12 protein-coding genes are annotated in these 14,435 nt (G+C 61.5%); 9 read left to right on the forward strand and 3 right to left on the reverse strand.

Annotated elements, in window-relative coordinates; all coding sequences use genetic code 11:
* Positions 1-27: 27 nt before the first annotated feature.
* Genes AWB77_RS07605 through AWB77_RS07615 form a run of 3 tightly spaced genes read right to left on the reverse strand, consistent with a single transcriptional unit; the run spans position 28 to position 2,787 of the window.
* Complete coding sequence (locus AWB77_RS07605; protein WP_061134073.1) at positions 28-1,017, reverse strand: PDR/VanB family oxidoreductase; 990 nt, start codon at positions 1,015-1,017, stop codon at positions 28-30.
* 46 nt (positions 1,018-1,063) lie between these two features.
* Positions 1,064-2,236 (reverse strand): Gfo/Idh/MocA family protein, encoded by a 1,173-nt coding sequence (locus tag AWB77_RS07610; protein WP_061133810.1) that lies wholly within the window; start codon positions 2,234-2,236, stop codon positions 1,064-1,066.
* Positions 2,233-2,787 (reverse strand): MarR family winged helix-turn-helix transcriptional regulator, encoded by a 555-nt coding sequence (locus tag AWB77_RS07615; protein ID WP_061133811.1) that lies wholly within the window; start codon positions 2,785-2,787, stop codon positions 2,233-2,235. The genes AWB77_RS07610 and AWB77_RS07615 overlap by 4 nt, the downstream gene beginning before the upstream one ends.
* 299 nt (positions 2,788-3,086) lie before the next feature.
* Between AWB77_RS07615 and AWB77_RS07620 the strand changes: the two genes are divergently transcribed.
* From AWB77_RS07620 to AWB77_RS07660, 9 genes are all read left to right on the forward strand, one after another.
* Positions 3,087-4,325 carry an aromatic ring-hydroxylating dioxygenase subunit alpha gene (locus AWB77_RS07620; RefSeq protein WP_061133812.1) on the forward strand — a complete coding sequence of 413 codons (1,239 nt, stop codon included), beginning with the start codon at positions 3,087-3,089 and terminating at the stop codon, positions 4,323-4,325.
* Positions 4,326-4,602: 277 nt separating this feature from the next.
* Complete coding sequence (locus tag AWB77_RS07625) at positions 4,603-6,810, forward strand: tripartite tricarboxylate transporter permease (RefSeq protein ID WP_061133813.1); 2,208 nt, start codon at positions 4,603-4,605, stop codon at positions 6,808-6,810.
* Positions 6,811-6,884: 74 nt separating this feature from the next.
* Positions 6,885-7,973 carry a Bug family tripartite tricarboxylate transporter substrate binding protein gene (locus tag AWB77_RS07630; RefSeq protein WP_061134074.1) on the forward strand — a complete coding sequence of 363 codons (1,089 nt, stop codon included), beginning with the start codon at positions 6,885-6,887 and terminating at the stop codon, positions 7,971-7,973.
* 32 nt (positions 7,974-8,005) lie between these two features.
* Positions 8,006-8,719 carry a class II aldolase/adducin family protein gene (locus AWB77_RS07635; protein ID WP_061134075.1) on the forward strand — a complete coding sequence of 238 codons (714 nt, stop codon included), beginning with the start codon at positions 8,006-8,008 and terminating at the stop codon, positions 8,717-8,719.
* 278 nt (positions 8,720-8,997) lie between these two features.
* Entirely contained in the window at positions 8,998-9,606 is a 609-nt protein-coding gene (locus tag AWB77_RS07640; RefSeq protein WP_061133814.1) for a chromate transporter, read from the forward strand.
* 4 nt (positions 9,607-9,610) lie between these two features.
* Entirely contained in the window at positions 9,611-10,138 is a 528-nt protein-coding gene (locus AWB77_RS07645; protein WP_061133815.1) for a chromate transporter, read from the forward strand.
* Between the two features lie 326 nt (positions 10,139-10,464).
* Positions 10,465-10,920, forward strand: coding sequence for a (2Fe-2S)-binding protein (locus AWB77_RS07650; protein ID WP_061133816.1), 456 nt, complete (start codon positions 10,465-10,467; stop codon positions 10,918-10,920).
* Between the two features lies 1 nt (position 10,921).
* Positions 10,922-13,156 carry a xanthine dehydrogenase family protein molybdopterin-binding subunit gene (locus tag AWB77_RS07655; RefSeq protein ID WP_061133817.1) on the forward strand — a complete coding sequence of 745 codons (2,235 nt, stop codon included), beginning with the start codon at positions 10,922-10,924 and terminating at the stop codon, positions 13,154-13,156.
* Between the two features lie 10 nt (positions 13,157-13,166).
* The gene (locus tag AWB77_RS07660) at positions 13,167-14,435 is read left to right on the forward strand and encodes a c-type cytochrome (RefSeq protein ID WP_061133818.1); all 1,269 of its coding nucleotides are present in this window, start codon (positions 13,167-13,169) and stop codon (positions 14,433-14,435) included.

A 14,435-nucleotide genomic window follows, 5' to 3' on the forward strand; every position in this document is an offset into this window, starting at 1 on the left:
GCAATGCTTAGGCGAGCCTTATGGACATCACAGGTCGAGCACGAGTTCGTCCGAACGCGCGCGCGATACGCAGATCATGATCTCCGATGTCTGCTCATCGTCATCGAGCACGAAATCGCGATGATCGGCTTCGCCCGCGAGCAGGCGTGTCCGGCATGAACCGCACGTGCCCGCTTCGCAGGAACTGGGCGTGTCGATGCCGTTCGCGCGCAGCGCATCGAGGATCGTTTCGCCCGGCGCGACGTTGACGCATCCGCCGCTGCGCGCAAGTCGCACGTTGAACGGCTTTTCGCCCGATGCGCTTTCTTTCGCGCTCGTGCCGAAATCCTCGAAATGCACGGCGGAAGACGGCCAGTGCGAAGCGGCGTCGCGCACCGCCTGCATCAACGGGCGCGGTCCGCAGCAATAGATGTGCGTATCGCCGAAACGTTCGGCGACGAGCGGCGCGATGGCAAGCGACTGCGCGCGGTCGCCGAAATCGTGATGCACGCGCACGCGCGAAGCGAAATCGCTTGCCTTCAACTCGTCGAGAAAAGCGGTCGTTTCGGGCGAACGCGTGCAGTAGATCACATCGAAATGCGCGCCGCGTGCCGCGATTTCGGCCATCATCGCGCGCATCGGCGTGATGCCGATGCCGCCCGCGATCAGCAGATAGCGCGATGCCTCGGCCGAGAGAGCGAAGTAGTTCAGCGGCGGCGAGACTCCGAGCGTTGCGCCCACGTGTACGTCGCGAGCCATGCTGAGGGAGCCGCCACTGCCTGCGGCATCGCGCTTCACGGCGATCACGTAACGCTCGCGTTCGGCGGGATCGTTGCACAGCGAGTAACGTCGCGCGATGCCGGCGGGCGTATGCACCAACAGATGCGCGCCTGCGGTGAAGGGCGGGAGTTGCCCACCGTTCCCGTGGCGCAGTTCGAAGAGGAAGATGTCTTCCGCGATCTCGCGCTTGTCCGTTACCACGAGCGTGAGCGTTTTGTCAGTGTCTTCGATCAAATCAGGGATGCTAAGTGTATTCATGTTCATCGCGCGGACTCGTTGGCCGCCTCACAGTTCGATCATGACATCACGCGCGCCGTTCGAGCGCGACCTGATGTTCCAGAAAAACTTCCTCGCCGCGTTCTGACGAGGCAATCGCCGCGGCGCAGACTTCGAGATTTGCCAGGCCCCATTTGCCATCGTGGACGGCGCGCTTGCGTCCGCTGATCGCATCGTGGAACTCGCGCATCACGAGTTCGCGCGGCGATACATTGGTCGGTAATTGAATTTCGCGCTTACCGTCGCGCGTATAAACGAGCAGTCCCTTCGGTGATTGGCGCATCTCGCCGCGTTCGCAACTGACGAGCGTGAGGCCGAAGAACGGCTGATTCGGCGCGCTCGCGGGAATCGCGTTGTGGGCGCGCTCGGCTTTCGCGCGCAATTCATCTTCGACGCTCGCGGGTTTCGCCATCGCGCGCGATTGCGCGGGAAAGCCCCATTCGCCGATGTCGAAGCACAACTCCGCGCTCGCGAAACGTCCATAGCCGTTGTAGACGGCGGTGGCGGCGGCACCATCGTCGAATTCGATGAACACCGTATGCGCGCCGATTGCGCGGCGCTCGGGATCCCAGTCGAACGTCTTCGCGCGCACGCTGCGTGCGGCGCCGCCGGCGAGCAGACGAATGATGTCGAACTGATGCGAGCCTTGACGCAAGGTGACGCCGCCGCCTTGCGATGCGTCGAGCTCGTCGGGACGGCGAGGGCGATAGATCCAGTCGCTGAAGCACCACGTATGCACCATGCGAACGCGGCCCAATTCGCCCGAATCGATGAGCGCGCGCATCGCATGAATCGGCTGATCGTAGCTGTGCGAATGGCCCGCAAGCAGCACGATGCCGGCTGCATCGGCAGCGGCGACCATCGCGCGAGCATCGTCGAGCGTGGCGGCCATCGGCTTTTCGACGAGCACGTGCTTGCCCGCGCGCGCCGCAAGCTCGACATGCGCGCGATGCAGCGTCGTCGGCGACGCGACATACACGGCGTCGAGCGCGCCTCGTTCGATGAGCGCGTCGATGCTCTCGTAAGCCGCGACGCCGAATTCGCGAGCGCCGCGTTCGCGTACCGATGACGATGGATCGGCGAAGCCCGCGAAGAAGAAGCCGCTGTGCTTCGCGATGGCGGGCACGAATGCGCGTCCCGCCGTCCCGAAGCCCACGATGCCGATGCGCACCGTCTTCGCTGCATCGCTTGCGTGGGTCATAGCGTGTCCTCGCTCGTGTCGCCATTGGCCGGCTCGCGGCCGTTCTTCGGCGCCGCGATGTCGTCGGCGGCGAGGTTCTCGATCATCGCGAGCAGCGTGCGCCGCGTGGCCGCGATGTCTTCCGGTGCGATGCCGCCGAGCGCGATGCGGTTGACGTCGATCGCGAACGGCACGAGCACGCTGCGCAGCGCGACGCCCTTCGGCGTGAGAAAGACGCGCACCTGCTTGCGATTATCGGGCAGCTTCTGACGCGTGAGATAACCGAGCGTTTCCATCGTCTTGAGCGCGGAAAAGGTGGTCGGCTCCGCGACGCCCGCCTGTTCGCTCAATTGCCGCTGCGTGAGGCCATCGGTCTGCCAGAGGATGCGCAGAAAGGTCCAGTGGCCGTAGAGCACCGAGTGCTCCCTGAGACGAGCTTGCAAGGAACGCGAAAAGCCGCGCGCCGCGTCCTTCACGAGATGCGCCATGCGCTCCTCCGGGAGCGCCTCGCGCCAGTGTTTCAGCGTGCCCGGCTGCGGGTCGCGTGGGATCTTCTGCTCGCTCTTGTTCATCCTCTCACCTTGTTGTCGGCACGACTGCATGCCTTTTCGTAAACTTAGTTAACTAAGATAAAGTTGTCAATGATTCGCTTCTTAGGGTGAATCCGGATTCGATGTGTCGCTTCATCGATGGCGATAGCATCGCTTAAACGAAGCCCTGCGGTGCATAGACGGGCTTTTCAAGACGTACGTCGACCCACTCGGTAGTTTCCATTATTTTTAAGTTAGGTACCTAAGCATAATATGAGTTTCAAGGCGGGCGGCATGGCGGTGCCGCTGGCGCGCTTCTTCCACCATACTGGAATCGACTCATGCTCACGGCAGAACAAAACGAAACCATGACGCGCATCGGGCCCGGCACGCCGATGGGCAAGCTGTTGCGCCGCTACTGGCAGCCTTTCGCGGCGGCTTCCGAACTCGACGACAAATGGACCAAGCGCGTGCGTCTGCTCGGCGAGGATCTCGTGCTGTTTCGGGATCGTCAGGGAAGACGCGGCCTGATTGCGGAGCAATGTCCGCATCGTCGTGCATCGTTCGCGCACGGCATTCCCACGGAGCAGGGCATCCGCTGCCCGTATCACGGCTGGGAGTTCAGCGCGGAGGGTAAGTGTCTCGATCAGCCGAACGAGCCCGACAACTGCACGTTCCGCGACAAGGTCACGACCGATGCGTATTCGGTCGAGGAACTCGGCGGCGTGCTGTTCGCATACATGGGACCGGAGCCGCGTCCGCTGTTGCCGCGCTTCGACGGCTTCGTCGCGCCGGGCGCGATCCGCATGATGGGCCGTGCGTTGTTGCCGGTGAACTGGCTGCAGATCATGGAGAACTCCGTCGACCCGATTCATACCGAGTGGCTGCATGGTCATCACTATGAATTCCAGAAGGAGCAGGAAGGCGTCAAGGTGGCGATCAGCGCGAAGCACGAGAAGATCGCCTTCAACGAGTTCGAGTTCGGTGTGACGAAGCATCGCCTGCTCGCGGGACATTCGGAGGACTCGGACGACTGGCGCATCGGTCATCCGATCGTGTTCCCGAACATGCTCGCGGTCGGCAACGGCGACGAGACTTCGCGCTATTACTCGTTCCAGATTCGCGTGCCGGTCGACGACGAGCACACGCTGCATCTCTGGTACAACGCCTACATCCCGCCGAAGGGCATGGACGTGCCGGCGCGCCTCACCGATCGACTGCATACCTACGACGTGCCGTTCAGGGACGCGGACGGCGAGTTCATCGTCGATAACGTCGACGGTCAGGACATGATGGCGTGGATCACACAAGGCCCGATCGCGGACCGCACGCGCGAAAACCTTGGCGCTTCGGATCAGGGACTCGCGATCTACCGCCGCATACTTCGCCGCGAAATGAAGAAGGCCGAAGCGGGCGAAGACCCGATGGGCCTCGTGCGAGACCCGGTGCGCAATCAGTGCATCGACTTGCCTAACGAACGCAAGAAGCACCACAACAGCGATGGCTTCTCGAGCTTCATGCTGCGCACGCACGCGAAATACTCGCCGATCGCGCAGGATCTGGTGCGTATCTTCGAATAAGCGCACCGCGCGGTGTACGGCGCGCCTGCATGTTGCATGCAAAACGCATAACGCAAAACACAAAACACAAAAGGCAATCGTGAATGCGTAATGCAAAACGCAGCATGCAAACACACGCGGCGCGCTGCAACGAGACGATCGACTGGCGGTTCGACTACAAACGCCCGGCCACGCAGCCGGGCGGATACCGGAGACTTGAGATGCGACCCACATGCATGCGATCGCGCCGTCACGGCCTCGGTCGCGCCGCGAGGCAAGCCCGGCTGGAGGTGCGCTGATGCTCGACGCCGCCTTCCATGCGCTGACCCTGATCCTCGATCCGCTGCGCCTCGGCATCATGCTGGGCGGAGTGCTGCTCGGGCTCGCGCTCGGTGTCGTGCCGGGCCTCGGCGGAATCGTCGGGCTCGCGTTGCTCATCCCGTTCACGTATCACCTGGACGGCTACACGGCCTTCGCGCTTCTGCTCGGCATGGCCGCGGTGACGACGGTCTCCGACTTCATCCCCGCCGTGCTGTTCGGCGTGCCCGGCACCGTGGGCGCGGCCGCGACCGTGCTCGACGGCCATCCGCTCGCGAAGCAGGGGCAGGCGCGGCGCGCATTCGGCGCGGGCTATGCGTCGTCGCTCGCAGGCGGCATCTTCGGCGCGCTGCTGCTCGCGCTTTCCATTCCCGTGCTGCGTCTGATCGTCCTCTACATCGGCTCAGCGGAACTGCTTGCGATGTGCATCTTCGGCCTCTCGATGGTCGCGACGCTGTCGGGCAAGGCGCCTATGAAAGGTCTCGCCGTCGCGTCGTTCGGCCTGATGCTTTCGCTCATCGGTTCCGATCCGCAAACCGGCACACTGCGCTGGACGTTTGGCACTTTGTATTTATGGGACCATCTGCCGATCGTGCCGGTGACCCTCGGAATCTTCGCGTTGCCCGAACTAGCCGACATGGCGATCGAGCGCACCGGCATCGCGCGCGAGCGTCCGCAAGCCGGGGTGCGCGCGAGCACGCAATGGGACGGCGTGATGGATGCCGCGCGCCATTGGTGGCTGATCCTGCGATGCAGCGGCCTCGGCGCGCTGCTTGGCGCGGTGCCGGGCATCGGTTCGGCGGTCATCGACTGGATGGCTTACGGTCACGCGATCCGCACCGAAAAGAACGCGGAGAACTTCGGCAAGGGCGATATTCGCGGCGTGATCGCATCGGAAAGCTCGAACAACGCGAAGGAGGGCGGTCACCTTATTCCCACGGTCGCGTTCGGCATGCCCGCGGGCGCATCCATGGCGCTGCTGCTTTCTGCATTCATCATGCACGGTTTCACGCCCGGCCCCGAGATGCTGACCAAGCATCTCGACGTGACGTACACGATCATCTGGACGCTGACCATCTCGCACATCATGGGCGCGGTGATCTGCCTTTCGAGCAGCAGTCTGTTCTCACGGCTCGCGACAGTGCGCGTCGGCATCCTTATTCCGCTCGTCATCGCGATCGTCTATCTGGGCGCTTTCAATGCCAGTCAGAGCTGGGGCGATCTGTGTTCGCTCGTGCTGTTCGGCGCGGTCGGCTGGATCATGAAGCGCCTGAACTGGCCGCGTCCGCCGCTCGTTCTGGGCCTCGTGCTCGGCAGCATCTTCGAGCGCTACTACTTCATCTCGCACGAGATTTATGGCATCGGTCTTTTCGCGCGTCCGGTCGTGATCGTGATTCTGCTCGCCGCGCTGTGGGTCGTGCTCGGTCCGACGATCAAGGGTCTGCGCAAGACCTTGCGCGCGCGTTCGCAAACGCCCTCGCGTGGCGCGATGCCTATGTTCAGGCTGCGCGTGCGCCGCTTGAATTGGCAGATCGCTTTCACGATGATGCTCACCGCTCTCGTGATCGTCGCGATGACGTTCGCGCGCGACTGGGCCTTCGCCGCGCGGCTCATGCCGATGACGAGCGCATGCGCCGCGCTCGTGTTCTGCTGCATCGTGCTGATCGAACAGTTATTCACGCGCGATGTAGTCGCGAGCGGGACATCGACGACGCCTTCGTTCGAAGCCTCCGCATCGATGGGCGATCTCGCGATGGCCGGCGCCGGCGTGCACTTCAGCGAGCCGCGCATCAATGCCGATGCCCAGCTCAACGTCATAGCAAAGGCCAATGCAAGCGCGGATGCAAACGCGAGCCTCGGCGCGCACGGCGATCCTTCGTTGCATGACGGACTCGCATCGTCGCTCGATACACGCACCATCTACATACGCGGCATGCGCTTCTTCGCATGGATCGCCGGCGCGCTCGCCACGGCCGCGGTGATCGGACTGTTGCCCGCACTGCTGATCTTCATGTTGCTCGTTGCGCGCTTCGAGTTCGGTGAGCGTTGGCGCACATCGGCGATGCTATCGATCGCGATGACCATCGCGTTATGGCTCGTGTTCGGCCGCATCTTTTCGACGCCGTGGCCTCAATCGCTCATCGGCGACTGGCTGCCCGCGCTGCGACAGTTGGGCGGTCTCGTTTGATCATGCAGACAATCAAGAGACACTGGCAGCCGGCATGCATTGGCCAGCCGGTCACAACCGATGGAGACAGCATCATGAACGATCGACTCTCGCAGCTATCGTCTCGCGAAGGCCTCGAAAGGAAGAGCCTCCGAACGTTTGCGAACGCAACCTTATCGATACTTGCGGCCGCTTCGCTATGCGCGCCGCTCGCAAGCCGCGCGGCGGCCGAATCGGTTGCGGACTTCTATAACGGCCGCAATGTGACGATGACGATCGGGTACTCGGTCGGCGGCGGCTATGATACGTATGCGCGTCTGCTCGGCAAGTACATCGGCAACTTTCTGCCAGGCAAGCCATCCATCACGCCGCAAAGCATGCCGGGCGCGGGCAGCCTGAAGGCGGTGAATTATCTGTATGGCATCGCGCCGAAAGATGGCGCGACGTTCGGCACCTTTGGACGCACGATGCCCGAGCAGCCGCTTCTGGGCGATGCGAATTTCGATGCGCGCAAGCTCACGTGGCTCGGCAGCATCACGAGCGATGTGAGTCTGTGCGTGACGTGGAATACGTCGCCGGTGAAGAACTTCAAGGATCTCATCGACAAGGAAGCGCGCATGGGCGGTCAGGGCGCAGGCTCCGATCCGGACGTGATTGCATCGACGATCAAAAACCTCTTCAATTCCAGGCTGAAGCTCGTCACGGGTTATCCGGGCAGCAATGAAACAGCGCTCGCGATGGAGCGCGGCGAAATCGACGGCGAATGCGGCGTGTCGTGGAGCACGATACAGACGCGTCATCCGGACTGGATCACGGGCAAGAAGATCAACATCCTCGTGCAGGTCGCGCTGGAAAAGCATCCCGAGTTGCCCGACGTGCCGCTCTTGCTCGACCTCGCGCCGAACGATCAGACGCGTCAGGTGCTGAAGGTGATCGTCGCGAGCCAGGTGTTTGCGCGTCCCTTCGCGGCGCCGCCGGGCTTGCCGCCCGAGCGCACGGCGGCGTTGCGGCAGGCGTTCGAGCAGACGGTCAAGGACCCGCAGTTCCTCGCCGAAGCGAAGCGCATGGGCCTCGAAGTGCGCCCCGTTTCATGGCAGCGCATGGACCAGTTGCTCGACGAACTCTACAAGACGCCACCCGATGTGCTTTCGAAAGCGAAGGCCGCGGTGGGCGGGCGCTTCTAAACTAATCCCTCTACATGAAGCAGGACGACATCATGACTCTCGAAGAAGCGAAGCAAAAACTGATCGACGCTGGCCGCATCCTCGAGGCCGAAGGTCAGGGCGATCTCACGCGTGGACATATCTCCGTGCGCGTTCCCGGCGATCCTACGCACTTCCTGATGAAGCCGCATAGCCACGGCTTCGACGAGATCACGGAGGAGAACATCGTCGTCTGCAATCTCGATGGCGAGAAGGTAAGCGGCGGCGGGCGTCGTCATAGCGAGGTCTTCATCCACTCCGAGATCTTCAAGGTGCGCCCGGACGTGACGAGCGTAATCCACGCGCATCCAACCCATGCGGTCGCGCTATCGGCAACGGGCCAGCCGCTCCATATGATCAGCCAGCCGAGCGTGCATTTTGCCGATGGCCTGCCGTACTACACCGAAACAATGAACCTCATTCGCACGCAGGAGATGGGCGCGGGCGTCGCGCGCGCGCTCGGATCGAGCAAGGCCGTGCTGATGCGCAATCATGGCGTCGCGGTGGTGGGGCGCTCTATCGAGGAATCCGTGGTGCTGTCGCTGCTTCTGGATAGTGCATGCCGAATTCAATTGCTGACGAAGGCGGCGGGCGGTGTCGGGGAAACCTTTTCGCCGCAGGACGTCGAACGGCTGCATGACGCCGTGACGCGGGCAGAACAATTCTCTGTCAATTTCGAGTTCCTGCGCCGCAAGGTCAACCGCAACATCGTGCATTCGTTGGTTTAATGCACTTTGCATACATTCGACAAAACGGCCTTACGCATGCAAAACGCAAAAGACTCGCGCGATGCTCGAAGACCCCAGTCGCCCCGTCGCGATGGGCGACGATCAATGGTCCTACGGCATCGATGCGAATCGCGTTACACTCGAGATCTTCCTACGTCATCAATATGCGTAAGGATTGTCAAAACGCCGCTTGACTATCGAAGAGATATTCCGTCCGCCACGTTCGAAATGGCCATTTAGAAGCGATAAGCGCGCCGCAGTCGACCGCACGAATCACGATGACTTCCCCTACGATCCGCGAGCTCGCGGCCGCCGCTACATCTGCGAGCGAAGTGAACGCGTCCGGCGCGCCGCACGTGCCGACATCTTTCGCGCTGTTCAAGGCATTCTTCTTTATCGGCCTGACGGGTTTTGGCGGCGTGTTGCCGTGGGCGCGGCGCATGCTCGTCGAGCGGCTCGGCTGGCTCAGCAGTCGTGAGTTCGCGGAGTTGCTGCCGCTCGCGCAATTGCTGCCAGGGCCGAATGTGGCGAACATCGCAACCGTGCTGGGCCGGCAGTATCGCGGCGCAAAGGGCGCGGCAATCGCAGTGTTCGGGTTATATCTCGCGCCCACAATCATCACGATCTGCATCGGCTATGCATATGCGCGATGGGGACATGCGACGATCACCGAACATCTCTTCGCCGGACTCATGCCCGCTGCGACGGGGCTCGTCATTGCCACCGTGCTCAAGCTCGTGACGAGTTTGCCGCGCGGCGCCACAAGCATCGTGCTCGTTGCGGCGACGTTCATCGCGATCGCGCTCTTGAAGATACCGCTTCTTATCGTGCTTGCCGTGCTCGGTCCGCTCGGCACGATCGCGATGCTGCGACGAACGAAGGAATGACGCGATGCTCAGCACGCTCGCCGATCTCTTCCTGCATGGCGCGATATGGTCGTTGCTCGCCGTGGGCGGCATGAATGCGACGCTTGCGGATATCCAGCGCTATGCAGTCGATACGCGTCACTGGCTCACCGGCGAGCAATTCGTCACGTTCTTCTCGATCACGCAAGCCGCGCCCGGCCCGAACGGCATGGCAGTCGCATTGATCGGCTTTCAGGCGGCGGGACTCGCGGGCGCGCTCGTTTCGACCATGGCGAAGATCGTGCCGTCATCATTGATGGCGTATTTCGTCAGTGCGTGGGTGGAGCGCCGACAAGACTCGCGCATCGTGACCGCGATTCGCAAGGGCCTTGCACCCGTGACCGTGGGCCTGCTCGTGTCGGCCGCATATGTGTTCGCGCGCGAGACGGATGTGAACGTGTCCCGCGCGCTTTGCACGATCGCGTGCGCGGCGGTCGCTTATCGCAGCAAGCTCAATCCCATCTATCTCGTGGCGGCGAGTGCGCTTCTCGGACTCGCGGGCGTATTCGGTTGATCGTTCATCGATTGGATAACTTCGATCCGATAGCGCTTCATAAGCCCGATCGAACAATAACCTTGCCACGCAACTAACTGTCCTTCGCACTTATCCACTTTTTGTTCGATCGAGTAAACGAATAGGTTGGCATATCAGGCAATCGATGCCAATAAAAAATGCGACGCACCAAACTGAGGCGCGATAACAAAGTTATCGCCGGGGTGTCGCCATTTGCGCTTCTTTTTTTAAGCGGCGCTACAATCCGTTGCCTGAAACCGGCTGATGCCCCACGCAGCCGGCCATTTGCGATATCCGCTGAAACCCCTTATTAGACGGAGCCGCTCATGACGACGCTTTCCATCAACGGCCGGAATCATACGATCGACGCGCCGCCCGACATGCCGCTCCTTTGGGTATTGCGCGATATCGTCGGTTTGACAGGCACCAAATTCGGCTGCGGCATTGCGCAATGCGGCGCTTGCACCGTTCATCTCGATGGCGCGGCCGTTCGTTCGTGCGTCTTGCCCATCGCTGCGGTCGGCGAACGCAAGGTGACGACGATCGAAGGCATCGGCGAAACAGCTGCCGGCAAAAAAGTCCAAGCCGCATGGCGTCAACTCGATGTCGTGCAATGCGGTTATTGTCAGTCGGGACAAGTTATGTCAGCTACAGCATTGCTCACGACCGTGCCCGATCCGAACGACTCGGATATCGATGCCGCGATGGCGGGCAACATCTGCCGCTGCGGCACGTACCACCGCATCCGTGCGGCCATCAAACAGGCTGCGAAGGAGGCGTGAGATGTCGCAAGGATTGATCGAAGCGGGACGTCATGCGGCTCGCGCGGGACTGTCGCGCCGCGCTTTTCTGAAGCTCGGCGTGACAGCCGGTGTCGCGGCGAGCGGCGGGTTGCTGATCGGCTTCAGCTTGCCGGCCGCGAGTCAGGATCAAGGCAAGGGAAAATCGGTGATCGGCGGCGATGGCGTCGAACCTCCAACCGACGGCATCTTCGCACCGAATGCTTTCGTGCAGATCGACAAAAGCGGAAAAGTGGTGCTCATCATGCCGAAAGTCGAAATGGGCCAGGGGGTCTATACCGCGTTGCCTATGCTGATCGCAGAGGAACTCGACGTTCCGCTCGACAGCGTCACGATCGATCACGCACCGCCCAATGAAAAGTTATTCACGGACCCGCTATTGGGCGGCCAGTTGACGGGCGGTTCGACCTCGATACGCTATGCATGGGAACCGTTGCGCAAGGCAGGCGCGGCCGCGCGCATGATGCTCGTCTCGGCCGCGGCACAGCAATGGCAATGCGATCCATCGTCTTGTCAGGCTAAAAGCGGCAAGGTTATGCATGCATCGGACAATCGCAGTGCAAGTTATGGCGATCTCGCCGAAGCGGCCGCGAAATTGCCCGTGCCGCAAGATATCAAGCTCAAGGACCCGGCACAGTTCAAGATCATCGGCACGCCGGTGAAGCGCCTCGATTCGCCGGAGAAAGTGGACGGCACCGCGATGTTCGGTCTCGACGTGCGTTTGCCGGACATGGTGTATGCGGCAATCGTGAATTGTCCGGTATTCGGCGGCACGCTCGCATCCGTCGACGATAGCAATGCCAAAAAAATTCCCGGCGTGCGTCAGATCGTCAAGTTCGACAACGGCGTCGCAGTGATCGGCGATCATACGTGGGCGGCGCGGCGCGGCGCTGCGGCGTTGCAGATTCAATGGAACGAGGGCGCGAGCGCGAATGTTTCGACGAAGCAGATCGTCGACGATATGGCGAATGCGTCGCAGCGCACGGGCGCGGTTGCGCGCAAGGACGGCGATGTCGATAAAGCGTTCTCCGGTGCAAAGACACGCGTCGATGCGGTTTATGTCCAGCCCTTTCTCGCGCATGCGACGATGGAGCCAATCAACTGCACGGTGCATGTGCGTTCCGATGGCTGCGATATATGGCTCGGCACACAAGTGCCCACGCGTATCCGCGATGCAGGCATGAAAGCGACCGGCCTGCCCGCCGACAAGATCGTCGTTCATAACTATTTGCTCGGCGGAGGCTTCGGCCGGCGGCTCGAATTCGATATGGCGACGCAGGCGCTTAAGATCGGCAAGACGCTTGGCGTGCCGGTCAAGGTTATCTGGTCGCGGGAAGAAGATATCCAGCACGATATGTATCGGCCGTGCTATTACGACAAGTTATCCGCAGGACTCGATGCGAATGGCAAACCCGTTGCATGGACGCATCGTATCGTCGGGTCTTCGGTGCTCGCGCGTTTTGCGCCGCCCGCGGTAAAGGATGGCGTCGATCCGGATGCAGTCGAAGTGGCATCCGATCTTCCCTACGATCTGCCGAATCAGCTCATCGATTATGTGCGGCTCGAACCGCATGACGTGCCCACTGCATTCTGGCGCGGCGTGGGACCGACGCGCGGCACCTTCGTCGTGGAGAGTTTCATCGACGAACTCGCCGTGCAGGCGAAGGTCGATCCCGTCAAATACCGTCGCGATCTGCTCGGCAAGTCGCCACGTGCGAGCAACGTACTCGATGTGGCGACCAAGGCCGCAGGCTGGGGACAACAATCGGTGCCGCAAGGGCAAGGACGTGGCGTTTCGGTAATGCACGCGTTCGGCAGCTTCTTCGCTATCGTTGCGGATGTCGCTGTCGACAAGGACGGCGCGGTGAGCGTGAACCGGATCGTATGCGCGGTCGATTGCGGCATGGTCGTGAATCCGAATACGGTCGAAGCGCAAGTGCAGGGCGGCATTTTATTCGGCATAACCGCTGCGCTTTATAGCGAGATCACGATCAAGGACGGGCGGGTAGAACAAAACAATTTCACCGACTATCGGATGCTGCGCATTCACGAAACGCCGCCGGTGGAAGTGCATATCATCAAGAGCACGGAGGCGCCGGGCGGCATCGGCGAACCCGGCACGGCGGCGCTTGCGCCCGCCATCACCAATGCAATCTATGCCGCGACGGGCAAGCGACTGAGAAAGTTACCCGTCGGCGATCAATTGCGCAGCGCTTGAGGAGGCCGCCATGAAGCATGCATTCAAGCCTCTCTGTGCGGTTCTGTTTGCTTTGACATCGACCGCTCATGCTGCGGACGATGCGCTCGTGACTCGTGGCGCATATCTCGCCAAAGCGGGCGATTGCGTCGCCTGTCATTCCGCACCGCGCGGCAAGCCGCTTGCCGGCGGATTGCAGATGATGACGCCACTGGGCGCGATCTACACGACCAACATCACGCCCGATCCAGATACGGGAATCGGCCGCTATACCGAAGAGGAATTCGCGCGCGCATTGCGTGAAGGCGTGGCGAAGGACGGCCACAATCTCTATCCGGCGATGCCTTATCCGTCTTATGCAAAGATCAACGCCGATGATATGCACGCGCTCTATGCGTACTTCATGCATGGCGTGACGCCTGTCAAGCAGGCCAATCGCGAGCCGGATATCAAGTGGCCGCTCAATATGCGCTGGCCGCTCAAGCTATGGAATGTGGTCTTCCTGGACAAAGGCGTTTATCAGAATAAGGCGGGCAAGGATGTCGCCTGGAATCGCGGTGCTTATCTGATCCAAGGCCTTGGACATTGCGGCTCGTGTCATACGCCGCGCGGGATAGCTTTTCAGGAGAAAGGACTCGACGAAAGCAGCAGCACTTATTTGACGGGCGGCTTGCTCGATAACTGGTTTGCTTCCAACCTGACGGGCGAACACAACACGGGACTCGGCCGTTGGTCGGAACAGGACATCGCCTCTTTCCTCAAGACGGGAGCGAATGCGCACGCGTCCGCATTCGGATCGATGACGAGCGTGATCAATAACAGCACGCAGGCACTGAACGATACGGATATCGCTTCGATGGCGCGCTACCTGAAGTCATTGCCCGCGTCGGGCGGCTACGGTGGCGCGGCGTATGCCTATGACCCGAAAGCGACCAAAGTGTCATTGACACGCCCGGCCGCGACAGACTCCGGCGCGCGCGTGTACACGGCTTACTGCATGCATTGCCATGGCGTCGACGGCCGCGGCTTTGCGCCGATGCTTGCGCCGCTCGCGGGCAATCCGAATGTGCTGGAGAAGGACGCGTCCTCGTTGATCAATGTGACGCTGAACGGGACCGGCGATCTCGTACTGAACGGTATTCCCGCGCCGTACCCGATGCCGCGTTATGCACCCGTGCTCAACGATCAGCAAATCGCGGACGTGTTGACTTTCATTCGTGGCGCATGGAACAACAATACACCGGCGGTTCAGGCTGGGGACGTAAGCAAGATGCGCAAGGCGACGCAGGCGGCGCGCTGA

This window comes from Caballeronia fortuita, from assembly GCF_001544835.2.
Lineage (GTDB): Bacteria > Pseudomonadota > Gammaproteobacteria > Burkholderiales > Burkholderiaceae > Caballeronia > Caballeronia fortuita.